We start from the raw sequence: 17,179 nt of genomic DNA on the forward strand, positions 1-17,179 counted from the left end.
CAGCACAACCGCCTGCGCGGCTGTGCTGGCGTCGGAGATGTGGGTGGACCGAACGCCCACGGCGGGTTACAAGCGGTGCGTTGGTCAGCCGGCTGTCACGTTGCCCGGTCGACGGGGATGCCCGACAGCTGTCAGATGCGTCGAAGCACCGCTACGACACGGCCCATGATGGTGGCGTCGTCACCGGGAATCGGGTCGAACGCCGGGTTCTGCGGCATCAGCCAGACGTGCCCGTCGCGGCGCCGGTAGGTCTTGACGGTCGCCTCGCCGTCGAGCATGGCCGCGACGATGTCACCGGACTCGGCGGTGGGCTGTTGCCGCACCACCACCCAGTCGCCGTCGCAGATCGCCGCGTCGAGCATCGAGTCGCCCTTGACCTGGAGCATGAACACCTCACCCTCACCCACCAGCTCGCGGGGGAGGGGGAAGACGTCCTCCACCGCCTGCTCGGCGAGGATTGGGCCACCGGCGGCGATCCGGCCCAGCATCGGCACGTACGCCGGGGTGGGGCGTTGTGAGCGGGTCAGCTCGTCGTCCAACCCGTCGTTGGGGGAGCGGACGTCCACGGCACGCGGACGGTTGGGGTCGCGGCGCAGGAAACCCTTCTTCTCCAGCTCCTTCAGCTGGTAGGCCACGCTGGAGGGCGACACCAGCCCGACCGCCTCGCCGATCTCCCGGACGCTCGGCGGGTAGCCGTGCCGCTCGACCCAGGTGCGGATGAATTCGAGGATCCGCCGCTGCCGGGCCGTCAGGTCGACCGTGGCCGGCTCGGGGAAGCTGCTGACCACCGGGGTGACAGGCCGCAGGGTGGGTTGCCCCGTCCGGCTGCGCGCGGCGCCCCGGCGCCGAATGGCCGGCGGACCCGCCTCGGCGACCTGCTGCGGGTTCTTCGGCCGGCTGGCCCGGTCCTCGGTCACGTCCGTCCTCCCTGTCGGCGCTGGGTGCCCCCGGCGCCCCGTGATGCATGCGGTGATGCCGGTGTGCGTGCTGGTGCGGCGGAACTCGCCGCGACCGGTTGGTCATGACCGTATAGGTGAGATCGGCCATTTTCAAACATCTGTACGACCTGTCACCGGCGTGTCGCGATGAAGAGCGCTTCTTTCGTACTGGCGTTCTGATAAATGTTACTTCGGTTGGCACGTCTGTTCGAATCGCGGCGGTCGGTCTGATGGAATCCTCGCCGGATGGCGGTAACTCCGCGCGGTCCGGCCCGTTGGGCCCACCGGCGGTTCGGGCGGGCGGTGTCGCGCTGCGGGTGAGCCGTTCGGGCGGGCCTGCTCGGCGGGCCGGGTGGGCGAGGGTGTCGTGGGTGTGGAGTGACACGCGGGACACGCCGCCAACTTGACCGGGGTCTGCTGGCGACATACGGTCGACCCCTAGATGTAGTAGTCACACGGGCGTAAGTTGCCCATAGGTTGGGTCCGACTACCGACCGCACTCCCGTACAGTGTCACGGCGAGCAGCCATCGAGCGATGGTGCCGCCGCGGTGCGCCGTGCCCGGGAGTGCCCGGTGCGGCCGTGGTCGATCAAGGAGGTCAGCGATGCGGTGTCCGTACTGCCGGCACGCCGACTCACGAGTGGTCGACTCGCGGGAGGCCGACGACGGCCAGCTCATCCGGCGGCGACGCGCCTGCCCGGAGTGCGGCAAGCGGTTCACCACGGTCGAGGAGGCCGTCCTCGCGGTGGTCAAGCGCAGCGGGGTGACCGAGCCGTTCAGCCGGACGAAGATCATCGGCGGGGTACGCAAGGCGTGCCAGGGCCGGCCGGTCGACGAGGACTCGATCGCGCTGCTCGCCCAGCGGGTGGAGGAGACGGTCCGCGCCAAGGGCGCCGCCGAGCTCCCCAGCCACGAGGTGGGGCTGGCGATCCTGGGCCCGCTGCGGGACCTCGACGAGGTGGCGTACATGCGGTTCGCCAGCGTCTACCGGTCCTTCGACTCGCTGGCCGACTTCGAGCGCGAGATCGAGTCGTTGCGGGCCGCGGCGCGCGCCCGGGACAACGGCGGGGCCGACGCGGTCGAGGCCGCGGGCCGGCCCAACTGACTCTTCGAGTTTTTCCTAACGGTATCGGGACGCGCGGTGGGTGACCGCGCAGACAAGGGGGGCGACGGCGTGACGACGAGCAAGTCGCGAAGCAAGTCAGGCGCAGGCCTGAAGATCGAACGGGTCTGGACGACGGAGGGGGTCCACCCGTACGACGAGGTCACGTGGGAGCGCCGGGACGTCGTGATGACGAACTGGCGAGACGGCTCGATCAACTTCGAGCAGCGCGGGGTGGAGTACCCCGAGTCGTGGAGCGTCAACGCGGCGAACATCGTGACCACCAAGTACTTCCGGGGAGCGGTGGGGACCCCGGAGCGGGAGTGGTCGCTCAAGCAGCTGATCGACCGGGTGGTCACCACCTACCGGACCGCCGGCGAGGAGTACGGCTACTTCGCCAGCCCGGCGGACGCCGAGATCTTCGCGCACGAGTTGACCTGGATGCTGCTGCACCAGGTGTTCAGCTTCAACTCGCCGGTGTGGTTCAACGTCGGTACGCCGTCGCCGCAGCAGGTCAGCGCGTGCTTCATCCTCGCCGTCGACGACTCGATGGACTCGATCCTCGACTGGTACAAGGAGGAGGGCCTGATCTTCAAGGGCGGGTCCGGCTCCGGGGTGAACCTGTCCCGGATCCGTTCCTCCAAGGAGCTGCTCTCCTCCGGCGGCACCGCCTCCGGCCCGGTGAGTTTCATGCGGGGCGCGGACGCCTCGGCCGGCACCATCAAGTCCGGCGGCGCCACCCGGCGCGCGGCCAAGATGGTCATCCTTGACGTCGATCACCCCGACATCGAGGAGTTCGTGGTCACCAAGGCGCGCGAGGAAGACAAGATCCGCGCCCTGCGGGACGCCGGATTCGACATGGACCTGGGTGGCGCCGACATCGTCAGCGTCCAGTACCAGAACGCCAACAACTCGGTTCGGGTCTCCGACGAGTTCATGACCGCGGTGGAGAAGGACGGCAGCTTCGACCTGCGCGGGCGGCTGGACGGCGCGGTGATCGAGTCGATCAACGCGAAGAAGCTGTTCCGCACCATCTCCCAGGCGGCGTGGGAGTGCGCCGACCCCGGTCTGCAGTACGACGACACGATCAACGACTGGCACACCTGCCCGGAGACCGGGCGGATCACCGCGTCGAACCCGTGCTCGGAGTATCTGCACCTGGACAACTCCTCCTGCAACCTGGCCTCGCTGAACCTCATGAAGTTCCTCCGCGCCGACGGTGGCTTCGAGGTGGAGAAGTTCGTCAAGTCCGTCGAGTTCGTCATCACCGCGATGGACATCTCGATCTGCTTCGCCGACTTCCCGACCGAGAAGATCGGTGAGACCACCCGCGCCTACCGGCAGCTGGGCATCGGCTACGCCAACCTCGGCGCGCTGCTGATGGCGTCCGGCCTGCCCTACGACTCGGAGCAGGGTCGTTCGGTCGCCGCCGCGATCACCTCGCTGATGACCGGCACCGCGTACCGCCGCTCGGCCGAACTGGCCGGCATCGTCGGCGCGTACGACGGCTACGCCCGCAACGCCGAGCCGCACAAGCGGGTCATGCGCAAGCACGCCGCCGCCAACGACGAGGTCAAGCCGGCCGGCACTGTGGCCACCGCCATCCAGCGGGAGGCCACCAAGCAGTGGACGCTGGGCAACAAGATCGGCGACAAGTCCGGCTGGCGGAACTCGCAGGCCAGCGTGCTCGCGCCCACCGGCACCATCGGCCTGATGATGGACTGCGACACCACCGGCGTCGAGCCGGACCTGGCGCTTGTCAAGTTCAAGAAGCTGGTCGGCGGCGGCTCGATGCAGATCGTCAACCAGACGGTGCCGCGGGCCCTGCGCAGCCTCGGCTACCCGGAGGAGCAGGTCGAGGCGATCGTCGAGCACATCGCCGACCACGGGCACGTGGTGGACGCCCCCGGCCTGAAGCCGGAGCACTACGCGGTCTTCGACTGCGCGATGGGCGAGCGTTCCATCGCCCCGATGGGGCACGTGCGGATGATGGCGGCCGTCCAGCCGTTCATCTCCGGCGCCATCTCCAAGACGGTCAACATGCCCGAGCAGGCCACCGTCGAGGACGTCGAGAAGATCTACTTCGAGGGCTGGAAGCTCGGCCTCAAGGCGCTCGCGATCTACCGGGACAACTGCAAGGTCGGCCAGCCGCTCTCCGTGGCGAAGCCGAACAAGGCCACCGCCGAGGCCCCGGCCGAGGTGGAGAAGGTCGTCGAGAAGGTCGTCGAGTACCGGCCAGTGCGCAAGCGGCTGCCGAAGAAGCGTCCATCGGAGACGATCTCCTTCTCGGTCGGCGGCGCCGAGGGCTACCTCACCGCGTCGTCCTACCCGGACGACGGCCTCGGCGAGGTCTTCCTCAAGATGTCGAAGCAGGGTTCCACCCTGGCCGGTGTGATGGACGCCTTCTCGGTGGCCATCTCCATCGGTCTCCAGTACGGCGTCCCGCTGGAGACGTACGTCAGCAAGTTCACCAACATGCGCTTCGAGCCGGCCGGCATGACCGACGACCCGGACGTGCGGATGGCCGCCTCGGTGATGGACTACATCTTCCGTCGGTTGGCACTGGACTTCCTGCCGTACGAGCGCCGCGCGGAGCTGGGCATCTTCACCGCCAAGGAGCGGGCCGCCCAGCTCCAGGCCGAGGCGGAGGCGGAGGCGAACGGTGCGGACCTCACCGCGATGGCCGCCTCCGCCCCGGTCGAGGTCAAGGTCGAGGAGCCGAAGCCGGGCCCGGTCGCCCAGCCGGCGCAGGAGGTCGCCGAGGTGGCCGCGGCCAAGCCGGCGCCGTCGGTCGGCTCCAGCACCGAACTGCTGGAGGCCGTGCTCGGCCAGGTCGCGGACGCACCGCTCTGCTTCACCTGCGGTACGAAGATGCGCCCCGCCGGCAGCTGCTACGTCTGCGAGGGCTGCGGCTCCACCAGCGGCTGCAGCTGAGGTACGACACCCGCGGCGCTGCCCCGATCCCCGGTAGGGGGTCGGGGCAGCACCGTATCCACCTGGTCGACTCGACGTCCTGGCGGTCGCGGATTTCCGGCACGACAGGTCAACCCGACACGGAGGAAGTCGGGTGGGCCGTCGACGGTCGTGATCAGGGTTGGGCGAACAGAGGTCCGTAGTTGGACCGGAACATCTTCTCGCCGAGGCGGCGCATCACCGTGTCCCGCAGTACGGGCGGCAACCCGCTCGCCTTGTCCCGGCGGTGCGTCTGACCGACCACCCAGTCGGTACGCGGGCGGCGGCGTGCCTCGTACCCGCGCAGCGCCTCGGCGATGCTGCCGGCGCTCGCGAGCGAGTCGGCCAGCACCACGGCGTCCTCGAGGGCCATCGCGCCGCCCTGCGCCATGTTCGGGGAGGTGGCGTGCGCGGCGTCGCCGACCAGCAGCACCGGGCCGCGCGTCCACGAGTCGAGCACGACCTCCTGGTTCGGGCCGGCGTGCAGGGTGGTCGGGTCCGCGTCTAGCGCGTCGAGCATGGTGGCGACCGGCCCGGCGAACGTCGCCCGGAGTTCGTCGCGCCAGCCCGGCCGGTCGGCGACCGGGCCGTCGTTGTAGTAGCAGTACGTCAGCTCGTCGGAGACGGGGATCGTGAGGAACTGGATGCCGCGCCCCAACAGCACGGACCAGACCGGCTCGGCGTCGATCCGCGGGGCGATCCAGCGGTACGCGTACTGGCCGAGGGGCCGGGCCACCTGGCCGTCGAAGGCGAGCCGCCGGACCGTCGAGTTCACCCCGTCCGCGCCGATCACCAGGTCGTACGACTCCGCGACCCCGTCGTCGAATTCGACGGCGACCCGGTCACCCTCCTGGTTGAGCGCGACCGGCCGGCGGCCCCACCGGATCGGGAAGTCCCCGACGCCGGCGAGCAGCGCCCGGTGCAGTTCGGCCCGGGGAAGCGAGACGCAGGGCCCGACACCCTGCCACAGGGCGGCCACGTCGATGTCGAAGAGGCGCCGGCCACGCTGGTTGGCGCTGCGCTGTCGCCTGATCTCCACGGCCACGTCGGCGACCGGCTCCCACAGCCCCAACGCGTCGAGGGTCCGGGTCGCGTTGCCGGTCAGGTAGATGCCGCTGCCGGAGGTGGCCCCAGCCTCCGCCCGTTCGACCAGGTCGATCGTCGCGCCCCACTCGCGCAGTGCGGCAACCGTCGCCAGCCCGGCGACACCGCCGCCGACGATCAGTACCCGGACACCCTCACCCCGCACGTTCAGTCCTCCACATCGCGCGCCTCGGCCGGGGCTGAGCCTCCGCGGCCGTCGCAGACTCTACGAGTTGCTCGTGCCGGTTCCCCACGTCGTTCCCACCGGCAGGGATGTGCCGTTCGACTCACTGCGCGATCCGTCACGTCCGGCGGGTTCCCGCCCGGTGGTGACCGCTGCGACGATCGGGGCATGTCCATCGCGGTCGACTACGCCGACTTCGCCGCCCGAGAGCTGCACGGCGTGTCACCCACGTACGAACGCCTGGCGCTCGCGGTCTCCAAGGACGACGATTTGCTCGCCCTGCTCGGCACCCTTCCGCCGGCGAAGCGGCAGCCGAACCTGCTCTTCGGCGTCGTACGACTGCTCGGCGGCCCGGTCGAGGATTCGGCGGCGTTCCACGACTTCGCGGTGACGCACTGGCCGGCGGTGGCGACGGAGATGCGGGTCCGCGCCGTCCAGACGAACGAGGCCGGTCGCTGCGCCGTGCTGCTGCCGGTGCTCGCCGCACTGCCGCAGCCGCTCGCGTTGCTGGAGGTCGGCGCGTCCGCCGGGCTGTGCCTCTACCCGGACCGGTACGCGTACCGCTACGGCGACCAGCGGCTCGGCGCGGGCGAACCGGTCCTGGAGTGCACGGCCGATGGTCTGGTGCCGCCGACCCGGCTGCCCGAGGTGGTGTGGCGGGCCGGCCTGGATTTGAATCCGCTCGACGTGACCGGCACCGCCGACGTGGCGTGGCTGGACGCTCTCATCTGGCCGGAGCACGGCCACCGCCGGGAGCGGTTGCGGGCGGCCGCTGCCGTCGCCACCGCCGAACCGCCCCTGCTGGTACGCGGTGACCTGGTGGACGACCTGCCGGCGCTGGCCGGGCGGGCACCGGCCGGCGCGACGCTCGTGGTGTTCCACACCTCGGTGCTCTACCAGGTGCCGCGGCCCCGGCGGGACGCCTTCGTCGACCTGGTACGCGGGCTGCCCGGGCACTGGATCTCCAATGAGGCCCCAGAAGTGCTGGCGTACGACGGGCTCCCGGAGCAGCCGGGGCTGGGGCTGCACAACGTGCTCGCCCTGGACGGCAGGCCGCTCGCCTGGGCCCGCGGGCACGGCCAGTCGATGGTCTGGTTCGGCTGACGAGACGGGGAGCGCGCCCGCGGCGCGGTTGCTCAGCGCCGATGGCGCAGCAGGACCACCCCGTTGCCGAAGACACGGCTCTCGACCAGCCGCAGGTCGGTGGGCTCGGCCCCGGCGGGGAAGAGCGGGCGGCCCCGGCCCAGCAGCACCGGGTGGACGTAGGTCCGCCACTCGTCGACCAGGTCGTGCCGCATGAACGTGGCCATCAGGTCCGCCCCGCCGAGCGCCAGGTCACCGCCGGGCTGGGCCTTGAGCCGGCGCACCTCGTCGGGATCTACCGCGCGCACCACTGTGGCGTTCCAGTCGGCTCGGTCCAGGGTGCGCGAGTAGACGATCTTCGGCATCTCGCGCCAGATGCGTGCGTACTCCCGCAGCGCGGGCGGGCTGGCCGGGTCCTGGTCCGCGGTCGGCCAGTACGCGGCCATCAGCTCGTACGCGATCCGGCCATTGAGGAAGGCGCCCATCGTGCGGAGTTCGGCGTTGAAGTGCTCGTGCAGTTCGTCGTCGACCCGGTGCCAGCTGAGGTCGCCGCCGGGGCCCTCGAAGTAGCCGTCCAGCGACACGCTCATGTGCACGACGATCCTTCGCATAGCTGCGTCTCCCACCCGGTCGGACATCCGGTGTCGAGTCTGCCCGTCGGCTACGACGAAACCGCCGGTTCCGGCATGTCCCGCAGCCCGCGCAGTGGGGAGAAGACCACGAACAGGCATGCGCTCCACGTGCCCAGTACGCAGATCCAGAGCGCCGTACGCAGTCCCAGCGCCGTGCCGAGCCCACCGCCGACCAGCGCGCCGAGCGGGATCACCCCGAAGCAGATCCACAGGAACGCCGCGTTGACCCGGCCGAGGATCGCCGGCGGGGTGATCCGCTGCCGGTAGGTGGTCGACGCGACGTTGTACAGCACCGCGTTGGCGGAGAACGCGGCCAGTCCGACGCCGTAGAGGAGCACCCCCCAGCCCGGCTGTGCCAGCGGCATCAGCAGGTAGAACGGGCCGGGGGCGGCCATGGCCACCCAGATGACCCGGGCCGAACCGATCCAGGCCGACAGCCGCCCGGCGAGCGCGCCCACGACCAGGCCGCCGATCGCGCTGACCGAGAACACCAGTCCGACCTGCACCGACGTGGCGTGCAACTCGCGCAGCATGAACGTGACCTCGATCGAGCCGGCCGCCATGACGAAGAAGTTGGAGGTGGTCGTGCAGGCCAGGATGCGCAGGAGGATCGGCTGGCCGCGGATGAACCGCAACCCGTCGGTCATCTCGACCCGTAGCGGCAGCCGCTCGCGCTGCTCCGCCGCCCGCGGTGCGGGCCGGATCAGCAGCAGGGTCACCGCGCTCACCAGGAAGGCCAGCCCGTTGCTGAGGAACGTCCGGGTGGCTCCGACGAGGCCGATGAGGACACCGCTGGCCGTTGGCCCGACCAAGTCGGCCGCGTCCTGGCTCATGATGAGCTTGGCGTTGGCGTCGACCAGCTGCGCCGCCGGGATCAGTCCCGGCAGCATGCTCTTGTACGCGACGGTGAAGAACACGGTGAGCACACCGGACAGCCCCACCACCGCGTACAGGTAACCGAGAGTGAGCTGTCCGGCCAGCGCGACGCCCGGGAGCGACAGCATCAGCGCGCCGCGGCCGAGGTCGCAGAGGATCATCAGGCGGCGCTGGTCCACCCGGTCGGCGAGGATCCCCGCCGGTAGCGAGACGAGCAGGTAGGGCAGCCACGCCAGGAAGGTGAGCAGTGAGACCTGGAAGACGCTGGCGTGCAGGGTGTCCGCGGCGAGCAGCGGGACCGCCACGCCGGCGATCCGGGTGCCCAGTTCGCTGACGGTCTGCCCGCTCCACAACAGCAGGAAGTTCCGGCTCCGCAGCAGCGAGGGCGGTCGGACGGTCCCGGGCACCGGAGGGTCGGCGACGTGCTGGCTCAAGAGATTGCCTGTCTGCGGGGTGCGCCGCCGTGGCGGACGATCATGGGGTCGTCCCAGCCTGCCGCCGCTGCGGCGATCGCGCCAGCCGATATCGCCCCGGTAGGGTCCCGGGGGCTCACCCGCGGCGGACGGAGGTCCAACAGATGTCGATCGCGCTCATCACGCTCGGCGGCACCATCGCGATGGGCGGGGTCGACCGGGGGCAACCCGGCGTCGTCACCCGGCTCACCGGCGCCGACCTGACGGCGGCCGTGCCGGGCCTCGCCGAGCTCTGGGTGCGGCTGGACGTGCGGGACGTGCGGGCGGTGCCGAGTGCGAGTCTCACCTACCGGCAGTTGCTTGAGGTGGTCGGCGTCGCCTCGACCGCGGTTGCCGCCGGCGCGACCGGTGTGGTGGTCAGCCAGGGCACCGACACGCTGGAGGAGTCGGCGTTCCTGGCAGATCTGGTCTGGCCGCACACCGCCCCGCTGGTGTTCACCGGCGCGATGCGCAATCCCACGCTGGCCGGCCCGGACGGCCCGGCGAACCTGCTGGCGGCGATCCGCGTCGCCGCCGCACCGGCCGCCGGTGACCTGGGTGTGCTGGTGGTCGTGAACGACGAGGTGCATGCCGCCCGCTGGGTACGTAAGACGCACAGCACCAGCACCGCGACCTTCGCCTCACCGAACGCGGGCCCGATCGGGCAGGTGATCGAAGGGGAGGTGCGCGTTCTCGTGCGCCCGCAGCGGCACGACCCGTTGCCGTCTGTCGACCCGGAGCGGCTCGACGCCACCCGGGTCGCCCTGTACCCGGTCACCCTGGACGACGACGGCCTGCTGCTCACCGGCGTCGCCGACACCCACCACGGGTTGGTGGTCGCCGGTTTCGGCGTGGGCCACGTGCCCGCCGCGCTGGCGCCGCTGCTCGGGAAGTTGGCCGGGCGGATACCGGTGCTGCTCACTTCCCGTACCGGTGCCGGATCGGTGCTGAGCCAGACGTACGGGGCGGTCGGATCGGAGGCCGACCTTCAGCGGCGCGGGCTGCTCAACGGCGGGCTGCTCGACCCCTACAAGGCGCGGGTGCTGTTGCGGCTGCTGCTCGCCGCCGGCCTGGACGGGGAAGCGCTGGCCGTCGCATTGGCCCGGTTCCGCTGACCGGGCGTGCCGTCCCTAGACTGCGGCGGTGACCGGGAAGCGACGACCGTTGGCCGCGCGCCCGCTGACCGAGCCGCACCCGTCCCGGCTGCCGCCCGATCACCCTGGCCGGGAGCGCATCCTCGCCGTCCACGCCGCCGCGCTCGACGCGGGGGAGGCCGGTTACCTCGACCCGGACACCGGTCTCTTCGTGCTCACCGCCGGTTTCCTGGCCTGCCGGGGCACCTGTTGCGGCCGCGGCTGCCGTCACTGCCCGTACGTCGACGATCCGGCCGGTGACGCGGAGGTGACGCCGGAACGTCGGGACGGATGAGGGGTTCCACCCGGCCCGGACGTTCCGTACGGTGTCCGACGGACATCCGGCGGGGTGACCCCCCGCCGAACTACTGCGGAGGTTCCACGTGCGTTCCCGGATCTTGCTCGTCGTCGCGGCCGTACTGTCCACGGCGGGCTGCGCGACAGAGCGGGAACCGGTGGAGGTGCCACCCCCGGCGCCGATGGCGGTGGACGTGGCAGCCGCCTCCTCCGGCGGCGCGTGCCGGCTGCTCGACTTCGCCGTGATCGAGCAGCACGTGAAGGTCCGGTTCGACGTGGCCGCGGCGAGCGAGCGCGGCGACACGCACACCTGTGTCGTCCGGGGCGGCCGGGCCACGCTGCCGGAGCTGACCCTGACGGCGACGGAGACCTCGATGGACAAGGCCACCTTCGCCACCGACGTGATGCCCGATTCGGCCAGCAAGGTCTCCGGGCTGGGCGAGCAGGCCTACCGGCGTACCGTCGGCGCGGCGGACGGGCACGGGCCGGTCGCCGAGGTGGGCTGGCTCTCCGCCGACGGCAGGCTCGCCGTGCTGCGCTGGACCACCGCGAAGGGCACCGCCAAGTCGGCCACGGAGAAGGTGGCGGTACAGCTGACGGCCCTGGCCAAGAAGGTCGACACCCGCGCCCTGTGACGACGGCCGGCGGGGTGGAGCGTCGCCCCCACGTCCGGCCGGGCGCCCGTACAGCGGTGGTGCCGGGCGTCACGCAGCGGTGGTGGTTGCCTGTGAGCAGGTCGGACGGCACTCACTCCGCTCAACGGCTCAGGCGGGCGACACCGGTTCCGGAGCGCCCGGCCGAATACGGCCGGGCGCGACCGGACCCGAAGCGTCAGGCGGCGGCGACGAACACCCGGGAGGCGACCTCGCGGGGGAGTCGGACCCGGTCGCCGGAGCGGTCGATGGACACGCCGTCGCGCTCCTGGGCCACGGTCACCGTGGCGCCGGGGTCGACACCGGCGGCGTGCAGCTGGCGGAGCACGTCCGCGTTGGTCTGCACGCTCTCGCAGATCCGCCGGACGACAACCTTCCCGGAGAGACCGGGGAAGGCGAGGTTGCGCTCACCGTCGACCTTCAGGACGTCCTCCGGCTCCGGCGAGCCGAGTCCCTCGAGGCCGGGGATCGGGTTGCCGTACGGCGAGCGGGTCGGCCGGTTGAGCAGGTCGTAGACCCGCTTCTCGACTGCGTCGCTCATCACGTGCTCCCACCGGCAGGCCTCGTCGTGGGCCTCCTCGTAGGGCATCCCGATCACGTTCACCAGCAGCAGCTCGGCGAGCCGGTGCTTACGCATGACCGAGACAGCGGCGTTGCGGCCGGCCAGGGTGAGCGACAGATGGCGGTCACCCTCGACCGTCAGCAGGCCGTCGCGCTCCATCCGCGCGACCGTCTGGCTAACCGTGGGACCGCTCTGCTTCAGCCGCTCGGCGATCCGGGCGCGCAGCGGCGGCACCCCTTCCTCCTCGAGCTCGAGGATGGTCCGCAGGTACATCTCCGTGGTGTCTACAAGATCGTGTTTGGCCATCGTTACCACCTCTTCCCGGAGGTAACGTCACCCTCGCTCGTGTCGACCAGGTGGTGTTTCACGTCAGCGGCCCTCCGGTGATCGATGTTACCGCGTCGCACCTGTAACGACCGAGGCCGAAACGCGAGGCCGTTCACCGAATGGTGTTGACTGGTCGTCATGTCCGGTACCGACGATCTGCTGGTCGAGCCCGACCGACTCGCCGCCGAGCTCGACTCCGCCGACCCGCCCACCCTGCTCGACGTCCGCTGGCGGCTGACCGGGCCGCCCGGCCGCGACGACTACGCCGTCGCCCACCTGCCCGGTGCGGTCTTCGTCGATCTGGACACGGAGCTCTGCGGGCCGCCCGGTGCCGCCGGCCGGCACCCGCTGCCGGACCCCTCGGCGTTGCAGGCCGCCCTACGGGCCGCCGGCGTCCGGGCCGGTCACCCCGTCGTGGTGTACGACGGCGGCGACGGCATGGCGGCCGCCCGCGCCTGGTGGACGCTGCGCTGGGTGGGGCACGCGCAGGTCCGCGTGCTGCACGGTGGCTACCCGGCCTGGACGGCTGCCGCCCTGCCCACCAGCGCCGACGTACCCGCGCCGGAGCCGGGGGACGTGTCCGTCCGGCCCGGCGCGCTGCCCGTGCTCGACGCGGCGGCGGCCGCCCGGCTGGCGGCAGCGGACGGCGGCGTACTGATCGACGTGCGGGCCGCGCCTCGCTACCGGGGGGAGACCGAGCCGATCGACCCGGTGGCCGGGCACGTGCCGGGCGCGGTCAACCTGCCCGCCCCGGAGTACGTCACGGACGGCCGTTTCCCCGCCGTGGAGGCGCTGCGGGAACGGTTCGCCGCGGCCGGGGTCTCCGACGGCACGGCGGTCGGGGCGTACTGCGGGTCGGGGGTGACCGCCGCCCAGGCGGTGCTCGCCATGCATCTCGCCGGCCGGACCGACGCCGCGCTCTACGTCGGCTCGTGGAGCAACTGGGTCGCGGACCAGGACCGGCCGGTGGCCACCGGCGCGTGATCGGCGCCACGCCGCCGTTGGTCGTGACCGTCGCCACGCTGAGCCACCGGAGGTGACCGGCACCACGGCGACACCCGGGTCGGACCGGCGCGTCCACGGCGACCGGCCGGTCCACGTGCGACGATGTGCGCATGTCCGACGACACGGTGGTGGTGTGGGACGAGTCGCTGCTCGCCTACGACATGGGTGACCATCCCCTCGACCCGGTCCGGGTGGAGCTGACCGTGGCGCTCGCCCGGGAACTCGGCGTTCTGGACCGGCCCCGGGTACGCCTGGTCAAGCCGGAGCCGGCCGACGACGCGCTCCTCACCCGGGTGCACGATCGGCGCTACCTTTCGGCGGTTCGGGCGGCGCCGGCCGACCCGTTGTTCGCGGGCTTCGGGCTGGGCACCTCGGACAACCCGATCTTCGACGGAATGCATGAGGCGAGCGCCCTGGTCGCCGGAGCCACGGTGGCCGCCGCCGAGGCGGTCTGGCGGGGCGAGGCGCGCCGGGCGGTGAACGTGGCCGGCGGGCTGCACCACGCCATGCCGGCCCAGGCCGCGGGATTCTGCGTCTACAACGACCCGGCCGTGGCCATCGCCCGCCTGCTCGACCTCGGCGCCGAGCGGATCGCGTACGTGGACGTGGACGTACACCACGGCGACGGGGTACAGCACGTCTTCTGGGACGATCCGCGGGTGCTGACGGTCAGCCTGCACGAGACCCCGCTCGCCCTCTTCCCGGGCACCGGCTTCCCGGACGAGACCGGTGGGCCGGGCGCCGCGGGGAGCGCGGTGAACGTGGCGTTGCCGCCCGGTACCGGCGACCCGGGCTGGCAGCGCGCCTTCCACGCGATCGTCCCGTCGGTGCTGCGGGCCTTCCGGCCGCAGGTGCTCGTCACCCAGTGCGGTGCGGACGGGCACCGGCTCGACCCCCTCGCGGACCTGAACCTCTCCGTCGACGGGCAGCGCGCCACCTACCTGGCACTGCGGGCGCTCGCCGACGAGCTGTGCGAGGGCCGTTGGGTGGCCGCCGGCGGTGGCGGGTACGCGCTCGTCGAGGCGGTACCCCGGGCCTGGACCCACCTGCTCGCGGTCGCGACCGGAGAGCCGCTCGACCCGGCGACGCTGACCCCGCCCGTCTGGCGTGAGCTGGCGGCCGCGCGTCGTCCCGGCACCGAGGTGCCGCTGCGGATGACCGACGACGTCGACCCGTCGTACGAGCCGTGGCAGCCCAGCGGCGAGCCGACCGCGGTGGACCGGGCGATCGCGGCTACCCGCAGGACGGTCTTCCCGCTGCTCGGGCTCGACCCGTACGACCCGCGCGACTGAACGACCCGGGACGCCGGCCCGTGACGACCGTTGACCAACCGGTGGACGTCCTGCTCAGCGACGGCAGCACCGTCCAACTGCGACCGATCCGGCCGGAGGACGCGGCGGAGATCGTGGCGATGCACGGCCGGTTCTCCGAGCGCACCCGCTACCTGCGCTACTTCTCGCCGTACCCCCGGATTCCGGACCGGGACCTGCGACGCTTCGTCAACGTCGATCACCACGACCGGGAGGCGTTCGTGGTCCTGGCGGGCGGGCGGATCGTCGCCGTCGGCCGGTACGAGCGGCTCGGGCCGGAGGCCCCCGAGGCCGAGGTGGCCTTCGTGGTGGAGGACGCCCATCAGGGCCGAGGGATCGGCTCGGTGCTGCTGGAGCACCTGGCCGACGCGGCCCGCCGGGTCGGCATCGTGCACTTCGTCGCCGAGGTGCTGCCGGCCAACGGTGCGATGCTGAGGGTCTTCTCGGACTTCGGCTACCAGGTGCGGCGGCAGTTCGCCGATGGAGTGGTGCATCTGAGCTTCCCGATCGCACCGACCGAGGCGACCCTGGCCGTGCAACGTGGCCGGGAACATCGCACCGAGGCCCGCTCGATGGCCCGCCTGCTGGCCCCCCGAGGGGTCGCCGTCTACGGCGTCAGCGCCACCGGACAGGGGGTGGGTGCGGCCGTGCTCGGGCACCTGCGCGACGGCGGCTTCACGGGTGACGTCGTGCCGGTGCATCCGACCGCTCCGACCGTCGCCGGGCTGCCCGCGTATCCGCACGCGGTCGACGCCGGCGTACCGCTGGATCTGGCCGTGGTCGCGGTCGCGCCGGGCGCGGCACCGGCCGTGGTCGCCGACGCGGCCGCCGCCGGCGTGCACGGTTTGGTGGTGGTCTCGGCCGGGTTCGCCGAGGCCGGGCCGGAGGGTGCCGCCGCGCAACGCACACTGGTCCGGGCCGCACACGCCGCCGGGATGCGGGTGATCGGCCCGAACTGCCTCGGCGTGGCGAACACCGACCCGGCGGTACGCCTCAACGCCATGCTCGCGCCGGTGCTGCCGACGCCCGGCCGGGTCGGGATCTTCAGCCAGTCCGGGGCGTTCGGGGTGGCGTTGCTGGCGGAGGCGGACCGGCGTGGCCTCGGCCTGTCCAGCTTCGTCTCGGCGGGGAACCGGGCCGACGTCTCCGGCAACGACCTTCTCCAGTACTGGCAGGACGACCCCGGTACGGACGTGGTCATGCTGCACCTGGAGACCTTCGGCAATCCCCGCAAGTTCGCGCGGCTGGCCAGGCGGATCGGGCGGAAGAAACCGGTGGTGGCGCTCGCGTCGCCGGCCCGACCACCCGGGCTGGGTAGCTCCGCCGGCCCGGACGAGACGGCGGTGGCCGCCCTCTTCGCCCAGTCCGGCGTGATCCGGGTCGACACCGTCGCCGAGCTGCTGGACGTCGGGGTGCTGCTGGCCAACCAGCCGCTGCCGGCCGGACCGCGGGTGGCCGTCGTGGGCAACTCCTCGGCGCTCAGCAGCCTCGCCGCCAGCGCCTGCGCGGCTCAGGGGCTCACGCTGGCCGAGGGCCGGCCCCGCAACGTCGGGCCGAACGCCGACGCGGCCGAGTTCGCCGCCGCGCTCGCCGCGGCGGACGCCGACGACGGGGTGGACGCGCTCGCGGTGATGCTCGCTCCGCCACTGCCCGGTCAGCCCGCGGAGGCCGACCTCACCGTCGCGCTGCCCGCCGCGCTCGGCACCGCCAAGCCCGTCGTGGTGACCGTCCTGGCCGGGCGGTCCCTGGCCGGGTTGCCGACGTACGCGGGTGTCGAGGAGGCGATCCGGGCGCTGGCCCGGGTGCACCGGTACGCGGACTGGCTCAGCCGGTCGCCCGGCATGTTGCCGGAGCTGCCCGGCATCGACTCGGCGGCCGGTCGGGCCGCGCTGCGTCCCGACGGTGTGGACACCGCCGGACTGCTCACCGCGTACGGGATCGACCTGGTCGACTCGGTGCCGGCGGGTTCGGCGGACGAGGCGGCCGACGCGGCGGACCGGCTCGGCTTCCCGGTGGCGCTCAAGGCCGCCGCGTACGGGCTGCGGCACCGTCTCGACCTGGGAGCCGTACGGCTCGACCTACCCGACGCGGCCACGGTCCGCCGGGCGTACGCCGAGATGTCCGTGCTCTTCGGCGCGGACGTCCTGGTGCAGCCGATGGTGCCGCCCGGGGTGGCCTGCGTGATCGAGTTGGTGGAGGATCCGGCGTTCGGGCCGGTGGTCGGCTTCGGCGTCGGCGGTGTCGCCACCGAGCTGCTCGGTGACCGGGCGTGGCGGGCGGTGCCGTTGACCGATCGCGATGCCGAGGAGCTGGTCGACGAGCCACGGGCCGCCCCCCTGCTCCGGGGGCACCGGGGAGCCGTTCCGGTGGACCGGTCCGCCCTGGCGGAGCTGCTGTTGCGGGTCGGCCGGCTGGCCGACGAGCAGCCTCGGGTACGCGCCCTCACGTTGAACCCGGTCCTCGCCCGCCCGGACGGCCTCTCGGTGCTGCACGCCTCCGTACGCCTCGGCGCCGCCGCCGCCGACCGTCCCGACACCGGCCCGCGCCGGTTGTGAGAGCGGTTCGCCGTGCGACCGGAAGGTCACGCCGG

14 protein-coding genes are annotated in these 17,179 nt (G+C 72.3%); 9 read left to right on the forward strand and 5 right to left on the reverse strand.

From position 1 onward, the window contains the following. Positions 1 to 131: 131 nt before the first annotated feature. Positions 132 to 917 (reverse strand): transcriptional repressor LexA, encoded by a 786-nt coding sequence (gene lexA, locus ABZS42_RS20275; RefSeq protein WP_355147438.1) that lies wholly within the window; start codon positions 915 to 917, stop codon positions 132 to 134. 625 nt (positions 918 to 1,542) lie between these two features. Here lexA and nrdR point away from each other — a divergent pair. Next, positions 1,543 to 2,043 (forward strand): transcriptional regulator NrdR, encoded by a 501-nt coding sequence (gene nrdR / locus ABZS42_RS20280; RefSeq protein ID WP_355147440.1) that lies wholly within the window; start codon positions 1,543 to 1,545, stop codon positions 2,041 to 2,043. Positions 2,044 to 2,079: 36 nt separating this feature from the next. Beyond that, positions 2,080 to 4,974, forward strand: a complete 2,895-nt coding sequence (locus ABZS42_RS20285) for a vitamin B12-dependent ribonucleotide reductase (RefSeq protein WP_355147442.1) — start codon at positions 2,080 to 2,082, stop codon at positions 4,972 to 4,974. 154 nt (positions 4,975 to 5,128) lie between these two features. Here the strand turns inward: ABZS42_RS20285 and ABZS42_RS20290 are convergent, their stop codons facing one another. Continuing rightward, a complete protein-coding gene (locus tag ABZS42_RS20290; RefSeq protein ID WP_355147444.1) occupies positions 5,129 to 6,241 on the reverse strand; it encodes an FAD-dependent monooxygenase in 1,113 nt (370 codons plus the stop codon). Positions 6,242 to 6,427: 186 nt separating this feature from the next. On the opposite strand from ABZS42_RS20290, the gene ABZS42_RS20295 reads away from it, so the two are divergent. Next, entirely contained in the window at positions 6,428 to 7,363 is a 936-nt protein-coding gene (locus ABZS42_RS20295) for a DUF2332 domain-containing protein (protein ID WP_355147446.1), read from the forward strand. A 32-nt stretch (positions 7,364 to 7,395) separates the two neighbouring features. On the opposite strand, the gene ABZS42_RS20300 is transcribed toward ABZS42_RS20295, so the two are convergent. Next, positions 7,396 to 7,932, reverse strand: a complete 537-nt coding sequence (locus ABZS42_RS20300; protein WP_355147448.1) for a dihydrofolate reductase family protein — start codon at positions 7,930 to 7,932, stop codon at positions 7,396 to 7,398. 71 nt (positions 7,933 to 8,003) lie between these two features. Then, positions 8,004 to 9,284, reverse strand: coding sequence for an MFS transporter (locus ABZS42_RS20305; RefSeq protein WP_355147450.1), 1,281 nt, complete (start codon positions 9,282 to 9,284; stop codon positions 8,004 to 8,006). 143 nt (positions 9,285 to 9,427) lie between these two features. Here ABZS42_RS20305 and ABZS42_RS20310 point away from each other — a divergent pair, with 143 nt between their 5' ends. The 3 genes from ABZS42_RS20310 (at position 9,428) to ABZS42_RS20320 (ending at position 11,367) form a co-directional block, all read left to right on the forward strand. Then, positions 9,428 to 10,417, forward strand: a complete 990-nt coding sequence (locus tag ABZS42_RS20310) for an asparaginase (RefSeq protein WP_355147452.1) — start codon at positions 9,428 to 9,430, stop codon at positions 10,415 to 10,417. Positions 10,418 to 10,445: 28 nt separating this feature from the next. Beyond that, positions 10,446 to 10,730 carry a DUF5522 domain-containing protein gene (locus tag ABZS42_RS20315; RefSeq protein ID WP_355147454.1) on the forward strand — a complete coding sequence of 95 codons (285 nt, stop codon included), beginning with the start codon at positions 10,446 to 10,448 and terminating at the stop codon, positions 10,728 to 10,730. 88 nt (positions 10,731 to 10,818) lie between these two features. Next, the gene (locus tag ABZS42_RS20320; protein ID WP_355147456.1) at positions 10,819 to 11,367 is read left to right on the forward strand and encodes a hypothetical protein; all 549 of its coding nucleotides are present in this window, start codon (positions 10,819 to 10,821) and stop codon (positions 11,365 to 11,367) included. 196 nt (positions 11,368 to 11,563) lie between these two features. On the opposite strand, the gene ABZS42_RS20325 is transcribed toward ABZS42_RS20320, so the two are convergent. Beyond that, positions 11,564 to 12,262 (reverse strand): metal-dependent transcriptional regulator, encoded by a 699-nt coding sequence (locus ABZS42_RS20325; protein WP_355147458.1) that lies wholly within the window; start codon positions 12,260 to 12,262, stop codon positions 11,564 to 11,566. Between the two features lie 150 nt (positions 12,263 to 12,412). On the opposite strand from ABZS42_RS20325, the gene ABZS42_RS20330 reads away from it, so the two are divergent. The 3 genes from ABZS42_RS20330 to ABZS42_RS20340 all read left to right on the forward strand — a co-directional run bounded on the left by ABZS42_RS20330 (position 12,413) and on the right by ABZS42_RS20340 (position 17,144). Beyond that, entirely contained in the window at positions 12,413 to 13,258 is an 846-nt protein-coding gene (locus ABZS42_RS20330) for a sulfurtransferase (protein WP_355147460.1), read from the forward strand. 131 nt (positions 13,259 to 13,389) lie between these two features. Further along, positions 13,390 to 14,571: an acetoin utilization protein AcuC gene (locus ABZS42_RS20335; protein ID WP_355147462.1), complete on the forward strand. Its 1,182-nt coding sequence runs from the start codon at positions 13,390 to 13,392 to the stop codon at positions 14,569 to 14,571. Between the two features lie 20 nt (positions 14,572 to 14,591). Next, a complete protein-coding gene (locus ABZS42_RS20340) occupies positions 14,592 to 17,144 on the forward strand; it encodes a GNAT family N-acetyltransferase (RefSeq protein ID WP_355147464.1) in 2,553 nt (850 codons plus the stop codon). Positions 17,145 to 17,179 lie beyond the last annotated feature (35 nt).

Origin of the sequence: Micromonospora sp. NPDC005367 (assembly GCF_040606825.1) — a bacterium.
In the GTDB taxonomy this organism is placed as follows: Bacteria; Actinomycetota; Actinomycetes; order Mycobacteriales; family Micromonosporaceae; genus Micromonospora.